13 protein-coding genes are annotated in these 15,784 nt (G+C 64.5%); 6 read left to right on the top strand and 7 right to left on the bottom strand.

Features of this window, described 5'->3' with window-relative positions:
* Positions 1 to 6 precede the first annotated feature (6 nt).
* Positions 7 to 3,264 carry an efflux RND transporter permease subunit gene (locus tag PLO63_01185; GenBank protein HOI72733.1) on the top strand — a complete coding sequence of 1,086 codons (3,258 nt, stop codon included), beginning with the start codon at positions 7 to 9 and terminating at the stop codon, positions 3,262 to 3,264.
* Position 3,265: 1 nt separating this feature from the next.
* Positions 3,266 to 4,672: an efflux transporter outer membrane subunit gene (locus tag PLO63_01180; protein ID HOI72732.1), complete on the top strand. Its 1,407-nt coding sequence runs from the start codon at positions 3,266 to 3,268 to the stop codon at positions 4,670 to 4,672.
* Between the two features lie 219 nt (positions 4,673 to 4,891).
* Here PLO63_01180 and proB read toward each other — a convergent pair whose 3' ends face one another.
* The 7 genes from proB to PLO63_01145 form a co-directional block, all read right to left on the bottom strand.
* Positions 4,892 to 6,040, bottom strand: a complete 1,149-nt coding sequence (gene proB / locus PLO63_01175; protein HOI72731.1) for a glutamate 5-kinase — start codon at positions 6,038 to 6,040, stop codon at positions 4,892 to 4,894.
* On the bottom strand, positions 6,037 to 7,053 hold the full coding sequence (obgE, locus tag PLO63_01170) for a GTPase ObgE (protein HOI72730.1): 1,017 nt from the start codon (positions 7,051 to 7,053) through the stop codon (positions 6,037 to 6,039). The genes proB and obgE overlap by 4 nt, the downstream gene beginning before the upstream one ends.
* A gap of 247 nt (positions 7,054 to 7,300) precedes the next feature.
* The gene (gene rpmA, locus PLO63_01165) at positions 7,301 to 7,558 is read right to left on the bottom strand and encodes a 50S ribosomal protein L27 (protein HOI72729.1); all 258 of its coding nucleotides are present in this window, start codon (positions 7,556 to 7,558) and stop codon (positions 7,301 to 7,303) included.
* Between the two features lie 12 nt (positions 7,559 to 7,570).
* Positions 7,571 to 7,882, bottom strand: a complete 312-nt coding sequence (gene rplU, locus PLO63_01160; protein ID HOI72728.1) for a 50S ribosomal protein L21 — start codon at positions 7,880 to 7,882, stop codon at positions 7,571 to 7,573.
* 172 nt (positions 7,883 to 8,054) lie between these two features.
* Entirely contained in the window at positions 8,055 to 10,526 is a 2,472-nt protein-coding gene (locus tag PLO63_01155; protein ID HOI72727.1) for a TIGR03960 family B12-binding radical SAM protein, read from the bottom strand.
* Positions 10,527 to 10,722: 196 nt separating this feature from the next.
* Positions 10,723 to 11,514, bottom strand: a complete 792-nt coding sequence (locus PLO63_01150; GenBank protein ID HOI72726.1) for a TIGR03084 family metal-binding protein — start codon at positions 11,512 to 11,514, stop codon at positions 10,723 to 10,725.
* A complete protein-coding gene (locus PLO63_01145; GenBank protein ID HOI72725.1) occupies positions 11,511 to 11,912 on the bottom strand; it encodes a hypothetical protein in 402 nt (133 codons plus the stop codon). Before PLO63_01145 ends, PLO63_01150 begins: the two co-directional genes overlap by 4 nt.
* A 175-nt stretch (positions 11,913 to 12,087) precedes the next feature.
* Between PLO63_01145 and purU the strand changes: the two genes are divergently transcribed.
* From purU to PLO63_01125, 4 genes are all read left to right on the top strand, one after another.
* A complete protein-coding gene (gene purU / locus PLO63_01140) occupies positions 12,088 to 12,945 on the top strand; it encodes a formyltetrahydrofolate deformylase (GenBank protein ID HOI72724.1) in 858 nt (285 codons plus the stop codon).
* A gap of 12 nt (positions 12,946 to 12,957) precedes the next feature.
* Positions 12,958 to 13,773, top strand: coding sequence for a hypothetical protein (locus PLO63_01135; protein HOI72723.1), 816 nt, complete (start codon positions 12,958 to 12,960; stop codon positions 13,771 to 13,773).
* Positions 13,774 to 13,843: 70 nt separating this feature from the next.
* Positions 13,844 to 14,374 (top strand): hypoxanthine phosphoribosyltransferase, encoded by a 531-nt coding sequence (gene hpt / locus PLO63_01130; GenBank protein ID HOI72722.1) that lies wholly within the window; start codon positions 13,844 to 13,846, stop codon positions 14,372 to 14,374.
* A gap of 55 nt (positions 14,375 to 14,429) precedes the next feature.
* Positions 14,430 to 15,437 carry a DUF3426 domain-containing protein gene (locus tag PLO63_01125; GenBank protein HOI72721.1) on the top strand — a complete coding sequence of 336 codons (1,008 nt, stop codon included), beginning with the start codon at positions 14,430 to 14,432 and terminating at the stop codon, positions 15,435 to 15,437.
* The last annotated feature ends 347 nt before the right edge of the window (positions 15,438 to 15,784 follow it).

Genomic DNA, 15,784 nt, shown 5'->3' with positions numbered 1-15,784 from the left:
CCGGCGATGCTGTCGAAATTCTTCCTGGACCGTCCGGTCTTCGCGTGGGTCATCGCCATCATCATCATGGCGGCGGGGGGGCTTGCGATCTACAACCTGCCCATCTCCCAGTATCCCCTCATCGCGCCGCCCTCCATCGCCATCAGCGCCTACTACCCCGGGGCCTCGGCGGAGACCGTGGAGAACAGCGTCACCCAGATCATCGAGCAGAAGATGACGGGCTTCGAGAAGCTGCTCTACATGTCCGCCACCAGCGATTCCTCGGGATCCTCCCGCCTGGAGTTGACCTTCGAGGCGGGGACCGATCCGGATCTCGCCTGGGCCCAAGTGCAGAACAAGCTGCAGCTCGCCATGTCGAGCCTGCCCGACGTGGTCAAGAACCAGGGGGTCCAGGTCAGCAAATCCACCCGGAACTACCTGATGGTCATCGGCCTGATCTCGGAAGACGGAAGCATGGACGGCAACGACCTGCGGGACTTCGCCGTCTCCAACCTGGAGAAGGTCCTGGCGCGGGTGCCCGGCGTGGGCGAGGTGCAGATCTTCGGCAGCGGCTACGCCATGCGCGTCTGGGTCGATCCCAACAAATTGAGGGATTACAGCCTGACGATGGCGGATGTGCTCGCGGCCCTGAAGGCCTATAACGTGGAGGTCTCCGCCGGGCAGTTCGGCGGGGCGCCGGCGGTGAAGGGCCAGCGCCTGAACGCCTCCATCGTCGTCCAGAACATGCTCAAGACCCCCGAGGAGTTCGCCGCCATCCCCATCCGCATCAATCCCGACGGCTCCACCGTCCGGATCCGGGACGTGGGCTGGACGGAGCTGGGGACGGAGGCCTACGACATCTCGGGGGCCTTCAACGGGAAACCCTCCGCGGGCATCGCCATCCGGCAGGCCGCAGGCGCCAACGCCCTGGACACGGCCAACGCCGTCCGGGAAAAGATGGCGGAGATGAGCCGGTTCTTCCCCGCGGGGATCACGATCGTCTATCCCCACGACACCACTCCCTTCATCCGGGTGGCCATCAACGAGGTGGTCAAGACCCTCTTCGAGGCGATCTTCCTGGTCTTTCTGGTCATGTTGCTGTTCCTCGGCAACATGCGGGCGACCCTGATCCCGACCATCGCGGTGCCCGTCGTGATCCTGGGAACATTCGCCGTGCTGGGGCTGTTCGGCTTCTCCATCAACATGCTGACCATGTTCGCCATGGTGCTGGCCATCGGGTTGCTCGTGGACGACGCCATCGTGGTGGTGGAGAACGTGGAGCGGATCATGAGCGAAGAAGGCCTTTCGCCCCGGGAGGCGACCGCCAAGTCGATGGAGCAGATCACCAGCGCCCTGATCGGCATCGGCCTCGTCCTCTCGGCTGTATTCGGCCCCATGGCCTTTTTCCCCGGCTCCACCGGGATCATCTACCGCCAGTTCTCCGTGACCATCATTTCCTCCATGCTCCTGTCGGTCGTGGTGGCTCTGATCCTGACGCCGGTGCTCTGCGCGTCCCTCCTCAAGCCGGTGGCGGCGGGGCATGAACCGGCGGAGAATGCGATCCGCTTCCTGCGCCCCTTCTTCCTCCGGTTTGACCGCTGGTTCTTCCGGACGCGGGAGCTGTATACAAAACTGGTAAGCCGGTCTCTCTCCAGGAAGCGGCGCTACCTGGCCATCTTCATGGTGATCGTGGTCGTCATGGGGCTCCTGTACCTCCGGATGCCCACGGGTTACCTTCCCGACGAAGACCAGGGCATCCTTCTCGCCCAGGTGATCATGCCGACGGGATCCACACTGGAGCAGACCGAACAGGTCACCAGAAAGATCGAGCGCTACTTCCAGGAGCACGAGAAGGAGGCGGTAGCCTCGACGATGGGCATCCGTGGAATCGGCTTCTCCGGACGGTCGCAGAACAACGGCATGGTGTTCATCAAGCTGAAGGACTGGGAGCTTCGCAACCGGAGCGACCTGAAGGCGAAGGCCGTCGCGGGCAGGGCCATGGGCTCTCTCTCGGGCATCCGCAACGCCATGGTTTTTATCTTCGCGCCGCCCGCCGTGTCCGAGCTGGGCATGGCCCGGGGAGTCGATTTCCAGCTCCTGGACCGTGGCGGCCTCGGGCACGCCGCCCTGATCGACGCACAAAACCAGCTTCTCGGCCTCGCGGCCGAGGACAGTCGGCTCACCTCCGTGCGGCCCAACAGCATCCCCGACGTGCCCGAGTACCGGGTCGACGTGGACTGGGGAAAGGCCGGCGCCATGGGGGCTCCCATCTCGTCTATCCACAGCATGATCTCCGCGACCTTCGGCGGAGCCTACGCCAATGATTTCATCCAGGGGGGCCGGGTGAAGCGCGTTTATGTTCAGGCGGACGCCCCCCACCGCATGCTGCCCGGCGACCTGGAAAAGCTCTATGTCCGGAACACGCGGGGAGAAATGGTTCCGTTTTCATCGTTCGCCACGGGCCGCTGGACCTCCGGTCCTCCCCAGCTGTCGCGTTTCAACGGGTTCCCCTCCATCAACATCTGGGGCGAGCCAAAGCAGGGGATCAGTTCGGGAGAGGCCATGCAAGCCATGGAAGAGGCCGTGGCAAAGCTGCCCAAGGGGATCGGCTACGACTGGACAGGCCTTTCCTACCAGGAACGGATGTCGAGCTCCCAGGCGCCTCTGCTCTACGCCTTCTCCATCTTCGTGATCTTCCTGTGCCTGGCGGCGCTTTACGAGAGCTGGACGATCCCCATTTCGATCCTGCTGGTCCTGCCCCTGGGCGTGATCGGCGGCGTCATCGCCTCGAGCATGCGGGGGATGACCAACGACGTCTATTTCCAGATCGGCCTCCTGACCACCCTGGGCCTCACGACCAAGAACGCCATCCTGATCGTGCAGTTCGCCAAGGGGGGTCTGGAAAAGGGTATGGGGCTGATCGAGGCCACCCTGGAAGGGGCGAAGCTGCGTTTCCGACCCATCGTGATGACCTCGCTGGCCTTCGGATTCGGCGTCCTGCCCCTGGCCATCAGTACCGGCGCCGGCGCGGGGGCGCAGAATGCCATCGGCACCGGCGTGCTGGGAGGAATGGTGACCGCCACGGTGCTCGTGGTCATCTTCTCACCCCTCTTCTACGTCCTGGTCGAGCGCGTCTTCGGCAAGCGAGGAAGGGTCGAGAAGGCCGGACCCGGCGGCGGAAGCGGATTCTTCCCGGCACTGAAGGAAAAACTCTTTGGAAAGCGCAGCACAGGCGAAACCAAAACCGTCAAGCCGGAGGATCCAAGCCCGGCAGAGGATCGTTGATATGAGCAGAAAGACCATTCTTTGCCTGGCCGTGACGGCGGTGCTCCTCGGTGGATGCACGCTGGCCCCGAAATACACCAGGCCCGCTCCTCCCGTTCCCGCGGAGTGGCCGTCCGGGGCGGCCTACACGGAAACGACAGAGGCCGTGCCAGCCCCGGCCGCGTGGGAATTGCAATGGCGGGATTTCATCACCGACGGGGGCCTGCGGGACATCGTCGAGATCGCCCTCGCCAACAACCGCGACCTCCGCCTGGCCGTCCTGAACGTCGAAAAGGCGGAGGCGCTCTACGGAATCCAGAGAGCGTCCCTCCTGCCGTCGGTCAACGCAACCGGCAGCGTGTACAGGGAACGGATCCCGGCGGACCTCTCGAGCTCCGGAACAGACATGATATCCAGGAAAAACAGCGTCGCCGCCGGCGTCAGCGCCTGGGAGATCGACTTCTTCGGCCGCCTCCAGAGCCTGAAGGACGAGGCATGGGAACAGTACCTCGCCACGGACCAGGATCGCCGGAGCGCCCGGATCATGCTCGTCTCCGCCGTGGCCAACACCTATTTCGCCCTGGCGGCGGACCGGGAGAACCTGAAACTGGCAACCGCCACCCTGGAGGCGCAGGAGACCACCTACAACCTGGTCCGGAAGCGTCACGACGTGGGACTGGTCTCGGCGCTGATCCTCCGGCAGGCCCAGAGCCAGGTGGAGGCGGCCCGGGGAAACGTCGCCCGGTACACGCAACTGGCCGCGCAGGATGAAAACGCCCTCCGTCTCCTGGCCGGCTCCCCCCTGCCGCCGGAGCTCCTGCCGGAGTCGCTGACCCGCATCGAGCCGCCCGTGGAAATCGCTTCCGGCCTGACATCGGACCCGCTCCTCAAGCGGCCGGACGTACTGGCGGCGGAGCACAGGCTCAAGGCAGCCCACGCCGACATCGGCGCCGCCCGGGCGGCCTTCTTCCCCCGCATCTCCCTCTCCACGACCATCGGCACGGCCAGCGCCGAACTGTCGGGGCTCTTCCGCGCCGGCTCCGCCGCGTGGACCTTCGCGCCGCAGATCGTGCTGCCGATCTTTGATGCCCGCACGTGGTCGGCTTACGAGGTGACGAAAGTGGCCCGGGAAATGGCGGTGGCCCAGTACGAGAAGACCATTCAGACGGCGTTCCGGGAAACGGCCGACGCCCTTGCCGTGCGGGGCACCGTGGAGCAGCAGATCGCGGCCCAGCAGGCGCTGGTCGAGGCGCTCGCGGAGGCCTTCCGCCTTTCCAATGCCCGGTACGAAAAGGGAATCGACAGCTACCTGGGCGTTCTCGATGCCCAGCGCTCCCTCTACAGCGCACAACAGGGACTGATCTCCCTGCGCTTGGCCCGGTACGCCAACCAGGTCACCCTCTACAAGGTTCTGGGCGGGGGAGTCTGACCGACGGATGCCGGATTTGAGCCGCTCGGGGCTTCGCGACGGCCGCTGCAATCGACGGCCGATGGGAATCGGCAATTGCAGGGATGGGGCCTGGAGCTCGCCGCTCCCGGCAACGGAGAAACGCTGAATGGGGAGACCCGTTCTGACGGAGCGCCCCATGAAACAGGCCGCCACTCAGGAAATGGCGGCCTTCGTTTTTTTCTGCCCATACCGACGAGCCTACCGGACCCGGCGCGGCTCCTTGGAGACGGCCATGTTGTCCCGGTGGATGACCTCGTCGTAATCTTTGTATCCCAGGACCTGCTGGATCTTCGAGGTCTTGAGCCCCATGATCTTCCGGACGTCCTGGGCGCTGAAGTTGACCAGCCCCTTGGCCAGGAGCATCCCCTGCTGATCGACGCAGATCACCGGGTCCCCGACGCCGAATTCCCCATCCACGTTCAGGATACCCGAGGGCAGGAGGCTCTTCCCATGCTCCAGCAGGGCCTTCTTCGCCCCGTCGTCGAGGACGAGTTTCCCCCGGGAGCGGAGGGTGAAGGCGATCCAGTACTTGCGGCTGTTGAGGTGCTCGCTGGAAGGCAGGAACAGGGTGCCGATCTCCTCCCCGTCCAGGATGCCCGTCAGGACTCCCTTCCGTTTGCCCGAGGCGATGATGTAGGGGATCCCGAAGGCGGTGACCCGGCGGGCGGCCAGGACCTTGCTCCGCATGCCACCGGTCCCCACGTCGGATGTCTCGTCCGTCGCCGCCGCCTGGATGTCGTCGGTGATCTCCTCGACGAGATGCAGGATCTTCGCCTTTTTCGACTTGGCGGGATTCCGGTCGTAGAGGCCCTCCGTGCTGGTCAGGTTGACCAGGAGGTGGGCCTCGACGATGTTGGCCACCATGGCGGCCAGGGAGTCGTTGTCGCCGAACTTGATTTCGTCCACGGCGACGGTGTCGTTCTCGTTGATGATCGGCACGACGCCCCACTCCATCAGGGTCGTCATGGTGTTGCGGACGTTGATGAACCGCTTCCGGTCCGTCAGGTCGCTCATGGTGAGGAGGATCTGCCCCACGTAGATGCCGTGCCGGCCGAAGGCGTTCGAATAGACCCGCATCAGCCTGCCCTGTCCGATGGCCGCCGCCGCCTGCTTCTGGGGCATGCTCTTCAAGGGGGTCGTGATGCCCATGCGGTGTTTGCCGGAGGCGATGGCGCCGGAGGTGACGATGACCACCTGGCACCCTCTCCCGATCAGGGCGGCCACCTCGCCGACAAGCTGCTCGATGATGTCGCGGTCGATCCCGTCCTCGCCCGTCACCACGGCCGAACCGATCTTGACGACGACTCGCTTCACCGACCCCAGGACGTCTTTCCGCACCATATTCATTGGATGGGTTCCCTCTGCTTTTCCAGTTCCGCCGCCACGGCGTGGAGGACCACAGCCAGCCCCTCGCCGGTAACTGCCGAAAAGGTATGGATTTTTATCCCTTTTGCGGCGAACGTGTCAATTTCTTTTTGCAACCTTTCCCGGACCTCCGTCAGGTCCGTCTTGTTGACCGCCACGACCTGGGGCTTTTTCAGGAGGGAGGGATTGAAGCGTCCCAGCTCGGTGTTCACCGTCTCGTAGCGTTCCCAGCCGGATGCCTCGTCCTCGCCGGAGATGTCCAGGATGTGGAGCAGGACAACCGTCCGCTCGATGTGCCGGAGGAACTGGATGCCCATGCCGTGGCCTTCCGAGGCCCCGCGGATCAGGCCCGGGATGTCGGCGACGACGAAGGACCGGTCGTCGGTATAGCGGACGACACCGAGATTTGGAACCAGCGTTGTAAAGGGATAGTCGGCGATCTTGGGGCGGGCTGCGGAGACACGGGAGATGAACGTGGATTTCCCGACATTGGGAAGCCCCACGATCCCGACATCCGCCAGGAGCTTCAGCTCCAGCAGGATCGTCCGCTCCTCGCCGGGTATGCCTTCCTGGGAAAATCGCGGCGCCTGGTTGGTGGATGTCTTGAAAAAAGCGTTCCCTTTTCCCCCGATGCCGCCCCGGGCGACGGTAAATTCCAGGCCCTCCTCTGTCAGGTCCGCCAGGAGTTCGCCCGTTTCGGCATCCTTGACGAGGGTGCCGACGGGAACGCGGATCCGGATGTCCTGGGAGTTCCTGCCTGTCCGGTTGTTGCCGCCGCCATGCCCTCCACGATCGGCCGTATGGTGCTGGCGGTACTTCAGATCCAGGAGCGTCTGCAGGGCTGTCGTCGGCACGAGGATCACATCTCCACCCTTGCCGCCGTCGCCGCCGTCGGGGCCGCCCCGGGGGACATACTTCTCCCGGCGGAAGCTGACGCAGCCCCGGCCGCCGTCACCGGCCTTCACGTAGATTTTTGCCTCGTCGATGAATTTCATGGCGATCTGCCGACAGTCATGCATCCGGACCGTTCAAAAACGTCCGGATGCAAAGCGCCCGAAGTCCCGGGCCGTGAGTCGTACCGTTCGTACATGGAATGGCACGGGACGGGGGGAGTGCCGCGTACGGGCGGTTTTCAATGGCCCGCCTGAAAAAAGAAAGGCACTTTACTGTATGCAAAGTGCCTTCCCGTGAATTGGCCGATCCAGGTGTGACGGTTCTCCGGAGGATCCGGATCCCCTCGCCTTAAGCGGCGGCGTAGACGCTGACCTTCTTGCGCGTCTTGTCGAGCCTCTCGAACGTCACGACTCCGTCAATCTTGGCGAAGAGGGTGTAATCCTTCCCCATGCCGACGTTGTTGCCCGGATGAATTTTGGTTCCCAGCTGGCGGATGATGATGGAGCCGGCGGTAATCTTCTGGCCGCCGTAGACCTTCACGCCCCGGCGCTGGGCATTGCTGTCCCGGCCGTTCCGGGAGCTCCCCTGTCCTTTCTTGTGTGCCATCGGACCCTCCGCCTACAGAGAAATTTCTTTGATCTTCATTCGGGTGAGAAGCTGCCTGTGTCCCGTCTTCTTGCGGAATCCCTTGCGGCGCTTCATTTTGAAGACGACAATCTTGGGACCCTTCTCCTGGGCGACGATCTCTCCGACGACCTTTGCGCCATCCACGAAAGGCTGGCCGATCCGGACATCTTCATCTTTCGAAACCAGGAGAACCTCACTGAACACCACCGCGTCTCCCTTCTGCCCCTCGATCTTTTCAACCGCCAGGACATCGCCTTCGGAAACCCGGTGCTGTTTACCACCCGTCTGGATGACTGCGTACATGGGAGATATTCCTTCGCTGTCAGAAAAATTGGAAAAGGCTACCTACGCAATTCAACGCCGTTTGTCAACCAAAATTTCTCCCCCTGGATGCCGTGTCCGGAAGCCCCCGTAACAGCCCCCGCGCCCCGGAAGAAACGCCCAGCCGCGGGGGCGCGGCCGGGGGTCCGGCAAATCACCGGAAGAAGGTCCCCGTCTTGAGGACGGGCAGGCGAGCCGCGTCCGCTTTCGGGATGCCGAGGACCTGCGTGAGGATCTCCATGGGGCGGACGGAGCCCGCCGGGCTGATCGTCACGTCGGCCTCCACGGTGGAGGCGGACGGATCCACCGAGAGGCGGGTCACCAGGGGACGGACGTCCCGGGTCGTGACCTTGCCCTTTGCCTCCCGGGTGACGGGAAAGCTCTCCGCCGCCAGGAATGCCCCGGTGCAGCCGGCCAGGCGGTCCCACTCGGCTGGAGAGGTCTCCCGGGGCAGGGAGATCCGGAAGGAAAAACCGGTGACCTGCTCCGCCAGGGACCATCCGAAGGGGGGGATCTCCTCGACCGCGGTGATCTCCAGGCCGGCCGGCAGGAAGGCGTTGATCCGCCCCGGGAGGGAGAGCGGCGAAGGGTCCTTTTCCTGGACCTGGGCCTCCAGGTATTCGGCCGCGCTTTCCATGCCGACGGCGGTGGCTGAGGCGAAGGAGACCTTCGGGTGGGGATGGAATCCGCCGCTGAACACGAAGGACAGGCCGGCCTGCTTCATGGCCCGGAGGAGGGCCGCCGACAGCTCCAGGTGGGAGAGAAAACGCGACGTCCCCCGCTTGGCGAAGGTCATCCGGTAACAGACGGGGATCGCGACGTCGGGCATCCGGCTCCCCTCTCCCGTATCCGGCTCCGGGAGCGCTTCCTCGGCAGCCTCGACGATGCGGACCACGTCGTGGTCGCATGCTCCGCAGTTCGTGCACCCGGCGGTCCGGCAGTCCGCCGTGGTCTCTTCCCACCGGCCCCGTTCCCGCTCCTCCAGGAGGAAATCCCGCTCTACACCGGCGTCGATGACGTCCCAGGGCAGCGCCTCGCCGGTTCCGCGCTCCCGCAGGTACTCCTCCGGACGGATGCCCGCCCCGTGCATGGCCTCTTCCCAGAGTTCGAAACGGTAGTGGTCGGACCAGCCGTCGAACCGGCATCCCAGGCGGAACGCCCCTTCCAGCAGGTCCGCCAGACGCTCGTCCCCCCGGGAGAAAACGCCTTCCAGGAGGCTCATCCGGGCGTCGTGCCACTTGACGGGGAGGTTCCGGTTCCGGATCCGCTCCCGGAAAAACAGCTGCTTCCCGACGGTTTCATCCAGGGAGGCCTGCGCATCCCACTGGAAAGGAGTGTGGGGTTTCGGCACGAAGGTGGACAGGCTCACCGTCACCTGTCCCCGCTTCCCCGCCACGCCCAGCGTCCGGTATGCCAGTCCGGCGATCCCCTCAAGGTCGTCCGGGGTCTCCCCGGGAAGACCGATCATGAAATAGAGTTTCAGGGACCGCCAGCCCGCATCGAAGACCCGGGAGGCCGTGCGAATAAGGTCCTCCTCCGAGTTCCCTTTGTTGATCCGGTTCCGCAGGCGCTGGGTCCCCGCCTCCGGGGCCAGGGTGAAGCTCGTCTTGCGGACCCGCCGGACCTGCTCGATGAGATTCCCCGTGAGGGTCTCCACGCGGAGCGACGGCAGGGCCAGGGCAACCCGGTCGTCGTAGTGGCGGGCCATGAGGCACTCCAGGAGCGGCTCGATCCGGCTGTAATCGCCCGAGCTGAGCGAGAGGAGCGAGAGCTCGTCGTAGCCGGTGGCGCAGAGCATGCTGTCGGCCATCTCCACGAGCAGGGCCGGGTCCCGCTCCCGTACGGGACGCCAGACCATGCCGGCCTGGCAGAAGCGGCACCCCCGGGTGCATCCCCGGGCGATCTCCAGGTTTACCCGGTCGTGGACGGCCTTCACCAGGGGAACCACGGGCCGCTGCGGCTCCCGCCACCGGTTGAGATCCGCCACGACGCGCTTCCGGACACGACCCGCCGGCGGCAGGGATGGAACATACACGCCCTCCAGGGCGGCCAGGCGCTCCAGGACGCCCCGGCGCCCCTCTCCCCGTTCGCGGCCTTCCAGGACTGCCGCGGCAATCTCCGAGACGACCTCCTCCCCCTCGCCGACGGCAAAGGCGTCGATAAAGGCCGCCACGGGAGCCGGGTTGAAGGCGCAGGGACCGCCCGCGACCACGACGGGATCCCCGTCCCGCCTGTCGGCGCTCCGGAGGGGGATGCCTCCCAGGTCCAGCATGTTGAGGACGTTCGTGAAGCAGAGTTCGTACTGAAGGGAAAAACCGACGACGTCGAAGTCCCGGAGGGGGATTCCGGATTCGAGGGAAGAGAGGGGGACCCCCGTTTCCCGGAGCAGGCGCTCCATGTCCGGCCAGGGAGCGAAGCAGCGCTCCACCAGGATGCCGGGCCGGGCACCGAGGATTGAGTAAAGGATCTGGAGCCCCAGGTGGGACATGCCCACTTCGTAGGCGTCGGGAAAGGCCAGGGCAAACCGGAGCCGGCAGGAAGCGGGATCCCTCCGCAGGGAATTCACCTCGCCGCCGATGTACCGGCCTGGCTTCTCAACGGATACCAGCAGATCTTCCCAGTTCATGAGTCCGCGGCCGCCTTTCACGGCACCCCGGCGAAACGTAACGCCACGCGGGCAGGCTTGCCGGGGCCCCCGGCGGCGCCGGGAAAGGGAACATCCTTCCGCCTCCGGTACAGTCCGACAATCCTGCGGGTTCAGGGTTTCCAGGACAACAGGGCGGACACCGGGAGCATCTGCACGCTCCGTCCGGTCTCGCTCTTCACTCTCCCGCCTTGGGAAAGCTTCCCGGCTTGGGGCCGAGAGTCGGCGGACCGGCAAAGGCCTGGGCGTACAGGAGCCACTGCTCCGTCACGGGACCGCTGCACTGAAGCCCCGTATCGCCGGGATGGCGGCGCTGGGTGACGACGAGGCAGAAGTCCTCCGCCGTTCCGCGGACGGTCTCGTCGGCCGTCTCGGGACCCCATGCCCAAGTATCGCCATCCGGAGCCAGGAGTTCCAGCCGGATCAACCGGTCGGGCGGATCGAGGCGGCGATTGAAGAAGCTCCAGCCGAAGGTGATGTACCCCAGCTGGGCGATGTGGCGAAGCCGCTTCGTGGCGGGACGCAGCAGTCCCAGGGCATCGACGACGTCCTGTCCGTGGGCCCAGGTCTCCATCAGGCGGGCCGTGGCCAGGGTCCGGACGCTCATGGGTGGACCGAACCATTCGATCCGGTCCTTCACTCCCCGGCTGCCGAGAGCCTCCAGGAGGGATTCCCGTTCGCGGCGCCACCAGGCCAGCAGATCCGCCGGCGCCATCCGCCGTCCCTTTTCCAGGGTGACCTCGAAGACCGTCTCGTCCTGCGGGAACGACGCCGTCTGCGCCTGAAAGGCCCGCGGATCCGTCATCGCCAGAACCGCCGCCCCGTCGAAAAAAGCCAGGTGGCTGATCTGGTCCTGTACGGTCCACTCGGGAAAGGGGGTCATGACAGTCCACTGGTCCTCCCGGATGCCCGCCACCAGGCCGTCCAGGGCCGCCTGCTCATTCGCAAGATCCGTCAGCAGCTCCTTCACGTCGCGTCTCCATCGGGCAGCCGGACCGGGTACTTCCATGGGTTCTGGAGTATCTCCCGGTACCGGTTCAGGGAAAACCGCCGGGGAAAATCGGCCCGTTCGAGATAGGGGAGGGCGTCCTCCCGGAAGCCGCTCAGGAGCTCCGCGAAGACGGCCTCCCGGTCGGCGTTGTTCACAAAGGTCCGTTCTTTCCGGTATTCATAGACGCCTTCGGGACCGAATACCCGCCGGGTCAGGTCGCAGTGTCCGGGATCGTCGAAATGGGACCCCTCGAAACGCACCTTGATCCGGATGTACAGCTCCACCTTCGTCGTGTCGGCCGCGATGGGACGGGACAGGTCCCAGACCTCCAGGGAAAGCCCGTTGGACAGCTTCACGTTCTCGACGATCCTGCTCATGCGTTTCACCCTTTCCGGTCCGGCCCGTCCCCTGGCGACGGCGGGAGACCGCCGGCCTCCGCCGGAGCGGTCCTCTTATCATCTTTATCCTTGACCTGCAATTCCATTCCTCCTATATAGCCCCGGGGAAGATGTTCCATTATCCTTTCATTCCGAACCCTTGAGGAGACACACCATGAACGGGCCCAACGCCGTCCTGCTCCTGTCCTGCCCGGACCAGAAGGGGCTGGTGGCGAACATCTCCAATTTCATCTTCCAGCAGAACGGCAACATCGTCCACGCCGCCCAGCACACCTCCATGAGGAAGAAGATGTTCTTCATGCGCATTGAGTGGGAGCTGGACGGATTCAACATCCCCCGGGACGAGATCGACAGCGTCTTCAAGCACACGGCCCGTAAGTTCGACATGACCTGGAGCCTGCACTTCACGGACACGGTCCCCCGCATGGCGATCTTCGCGTCCCGCCACCCCCACTGCCTTTACGACCTGATGCTCCGGCACCGGATGGGGGAATTCCGGGCGGATATCCCCCTGGTCATCGGCAATCATGAGGAATTGCGGTCCCTGGTGGAGCCCTTCGGCCTCCGCTTCGAATGCTTCCCCGTCACGCCGGAGACCAAGAGCCGCCAGGAAACGAGGGAGATCGCCCTCCTGAAAAAGGAGAAGATCGACGTCATTGTCCTGGCGCGGTACATGCAAATCCTGAGCGGCAAATTCGTCCGTGAGTATCCCAACCGGATCATCAACATCCACCACTCCTTCCTTCCCGCCTTCGCCGGTCCCAAGCCCTACCAGCAGGCCTACGACCGGGGCGTGAAGATCATCGGCGCCACGAGCCACTACGTGACGCAGAAGCTGGACGACGGCCCGATCATCGCCCAGGACGTCATCAAGATCAGCCACCGCGACTCCGTGGAAGACATCAAGCTCAAGAGCCAGGACCTGGAGCGGATCGTCCTCGCCCGGGCCGTGCGCCTCCACCTGGAGAACCGCATCCTCCCCTACGGCTCGAAAACGGTCGTCTTCGAATAGGCCCCGTCCGTCATGAACCGGGGTCCCGATTTCGTCCATCTCTGCCAGCCCGGCCGCCAGTCCTGCGGCGCCTGCTGCGGCATCTACAACTACGCAGACAGCACCCGGGAATCCCTCGTCCGGCGCTTCCGGAGGCGAACCGAGCTCTACCACCGCATGGCCGGACCGGATTTCGACCCGGAGGCCTTCTCACGGCTTGTTCTGGAGGGGGAAGACCCGGCGAAGCGCTACGAGGTCATCTACTGCTGCGAGTTTGTCGGCTTCCTGAACGATGAGGAAACGCGGGTGGGCTGTCTCCTCCATCCGATGCAGAACGGGGGCCGCGACCTGCGGGATGCCTCCTTCTACGGCCGGGAGCTCTGCGACGGCCACTTCTGTCCCAGCTACACCTACCTGGCCCCGGCGGAGCAGAGGGCCCTCGTGGATCTCCTGGACGACTGGTACCTGTACGGCCTGTGTGTGACGGACATCGATTTCGCCAAGGAGTATTTTCGGCTCATCAGCGAGCGTGTCGGCCGCATGCCGCCGCCGGAGGCCTTCCGGACAGGATCGACCCGGGAGAGGGCCATCGCCTTCTTCGAGCTCAAGCTGACCTGGCCCTTCCGCTCCCCCGATGTGAACCGGCTGGGGAAGTACTACTTCGACGGATCCCAGTACATGATCTCCTTCATCGACTACGATGTGCTGGGATGCGAACGCTCTCCCTTCGACCGGATTTTTCTCAGCCTTTCCTCGGAGCTTAAAAGCCTGGACGACCTCCGGCGGGCCGAGGCGATTCTGGAGTCCCATATCGCGGCCTTCGCCCGGGCCTTTGGAAGCGAGACCTGAGAAAGGATTTCGGGTTGACAGCGAAGGGCGCATAAGATATGGAAAATCGGCAACATAAGGAGGGATGACGATGGAGACCATGAAAAAGTCGGTCCTCTATCCGCGGGAAGCCATCCGGGAGAGAGTACTCGAACTGGGGGAAGAGGTCTCCAGGGCCTACGAAGGCCGCACCCTCGTCGTCATCGGCGTCCTGAAGGGGGCCTTCATGTTCATGGCGGACCTCATCCGGGCCCTCCGCATTCCCTGCCGGATCGACTTTATCCGTCTCGCCAGCTACGGATCCGGCACGGAGACCTCCGGCCGGATCGAGCTCACCAAGGACATTGAAATCGACATCGCCGGAAAGGACGTCCTCGTTGTCGAGGACATCGTCGACACGGGCCTTACCCTGACCTACCTCGTGGAAACCCTGCGCGCCCGGAATCCCCGCAGCCTGAAGGTCTGCGCGTTCATCGACAAGAAGCTCCGCCGGAAGGTCCCCTTCGAGGCGGATTTCGTGGGGTTCACCATGGACGACGGTTTTGTCGTCGGCTACGGACTCGACTTCGACGAACAGGGCCGCTTTCTTCCCGACGTCTGCATCCTGAGCGCGGGAGAGTAAAGGCAGGGCCGGGCTTCCGGCAGGCCGGAAGAAAATCACGCAGCAAGGAGGAACCATGATTATCCGGTGCGAAGCATGCGGGACGAAGTACCGCTTTGACGATAGCCTGATGGAGGCCGGGGGGGCCTGGGTGCGATGCACCCGCTGCGAGGCCGTGTTTTTCCAGGAGAACCCGAACCGGGAGGCGATTCATTCCGCCGAACCGGAGAAGGTCACTGAAGAGCCGTCGGCCGCACCCCCGAAACTGTCCGAGGCCTCGGATCTCAAGATCCTGCTGCCCGGAACCCAGCCCCCCGCCGAGCCGCCCCGGCAGAGCGACACGGTGACGCTTGCGGCGGACCGGATTCGGGAGGCGCTTCGGGAAGCGGAGCCCCGGAGCATGCCCGTGGACTACCCTCCGCCGGCCTCCGACCGGCTGGCCCGGGTGGGTGAAAAGGAGGACGAGGAAGAACCCCTTCCCCCTGAAATGGAGGCCCCCCGGCATCGCCCATCCCTGCTGCTCATTTTCCTGACGGTGATCCTGATCCTGCTGATCGGCGGAACGGCGTTCCTGTTCCTGTATCCGGACGTGCGGAAGGCCGTCATCTCGGACCTCGTCTACAACGTCCCCGCCCTGGAAGCGGTGTTCGGCAAGGATGTCCAGCCGGCGGAGGTCAACCCCGGAGACATCCGGATCCAGCAGGTGCGGCGCCGCATGGTGGCCAACGTCCTGCTGGGCGACCTGCTGGTCCTGGAGGGCACGGCACAGAACGCCTCTCCCCACACGGTGACCCGGATCCGCATCCAGGGAAAGCTGTACGGCCCGGAGGACCAGATCATCCGCAGCCGCATCTCCTACGCGGGGAACCACCTCACCGACGCCGAGCTTACGAGCCTTACGGAAGAGGACCTTCAGAAGCGCCTGTCCTTCCCCCAGATTACGCCCGCCCCCAAGGACAGCCTGGTTCCAGGTGCGGCGATCCCGTTCATGATCGTCTTCGCCCTGGACAAGGCCGGAGTGGACAAGACCGGGAAAATCACGACCGGAGCGATTCCGCTGGACGCGGAGCGGGTGCTGCCGTAGTCAGTGGTTGAAAAAACAGATGACAGAGGGGGGCGGATATCCAATCCGCCCCTCCTTTTTTTCCACTTCACATCGAGGCACGGGGGCTGCCAGGGGGCTCCCGCTGTCGCGGAAACGTTTCCGGACAGGCTGTTAAAAAAAATACCCGTCTGCTGCGTTTCCCTCATCCTTTTCCCGCAACCAAGTGTGATCTTCCGGGGCGCGGGGGCTGCCACGGGGGCTCCCGCTGTCGCGGACGTCTTTCCCGCGATCTGTCGTCGACGGTTTGTCAGGCATGAGGGATGGGAAAAACGTCCTGATCGCTCCTCTGGGAACCCCCGGTCGCGCCCCCGCGAACGTTTGTCAGG

This window comes from Syntrophales bacterium (genome assembly GCA_035363115.1).
Taxonomy (GTDB): domain Bacteria; phylum Desulfobacterota; class Syntrophia; order Syntrophales; family PHBD01; genus PHBD01.
This window is presented reverse-complemented; position numbering and strand designations above follow the sequence as displayed.

Excerpts from the sequence above, each read along its gene's own strand:
- PLO63_01185 (HOI72733.1), top strand. The coding sequence starts at position 7 with ATGCTGTCGAAATTCTTCCTGGACCGTCCGGTCTTCGCGTGGGTCATC.
- PLO63_01180 (HOI72732.1), top strand. The coding sequence starts at position 3,266 with ATGAGCAGAAAGACCATTCTTTGCCTGGCCGTGACGGCGGTGCTCCTC.
- proB (HOI72731.1), bottom strand. The coding sequence starts at position 6,040 with ATGAATATGGTGCGGAAAGACGTCCTGGGGTCGGTGAAGCGAGTCGTC.
- obgE (HOI72730.1), bottom strand. The coding sequence starts at position 7,053 with ATGAAATTCATCGACGAGGCAAAAATCTACGTGAAGGCCGGTGACGGC.
- rpmA (HOI72729.1), bottom strand. The coding sequence starts at position 7,558 with ATGGCACACAAGAAAGGACAGGGGAGCTCCCGGAACGGCCGGGACAGC.
- rplU (HOI72728.1), bottom strand. The coding sequence starts at position 7,882 with ATGTACGCAGTCATCCAGACGGGTGGTAAACAGCACCGGGTTTCCGAA.
- PLO63_01155 (HOI72727.1), bottom strand. The coding sequence starts at position 10,526 with ATGAACTGGGAAGATCTGCTGGTATCCGTTGAGAAGCCAGGCCGGTAC.
- PLO63_01145 (HOI72725.1), bottom strand. The coding sequence starts at position 11,912 with ATGAGCAGGATCGTCGAGAACGTGAAGCTGTCCAACGGGCTTTCCCTG.
- purU (HOI72724.1), top strand. The coding sequence starts at position 12,088 with ATGAACGGGCCCAACGCCGTCCTGCTCCTGTCCTGCCCGGACCAGAAG.
- PLO63_01135 (HOI72723.1), top strand. The coding sequence starts at position 12,958 with ATGAACCGGGGTCCCGATTTCGTCCATCTCTGCCAGCCCGGCCGCCAG.
- hpt (HOI72722.1), top strand. The coding sequence starts at position 13,844 with ATGGAGACCATGAAAAAGTCGGTCCTCTATCCGCGGGAAGCCATCCGG.
- PLO63_01125 (HOI72721.1), top strand. The coding sequence starts at position 14,430 with ATGATTATCCGGTGCGAAGCATGCGGGACGAAGTACCGCTTTGACGAT.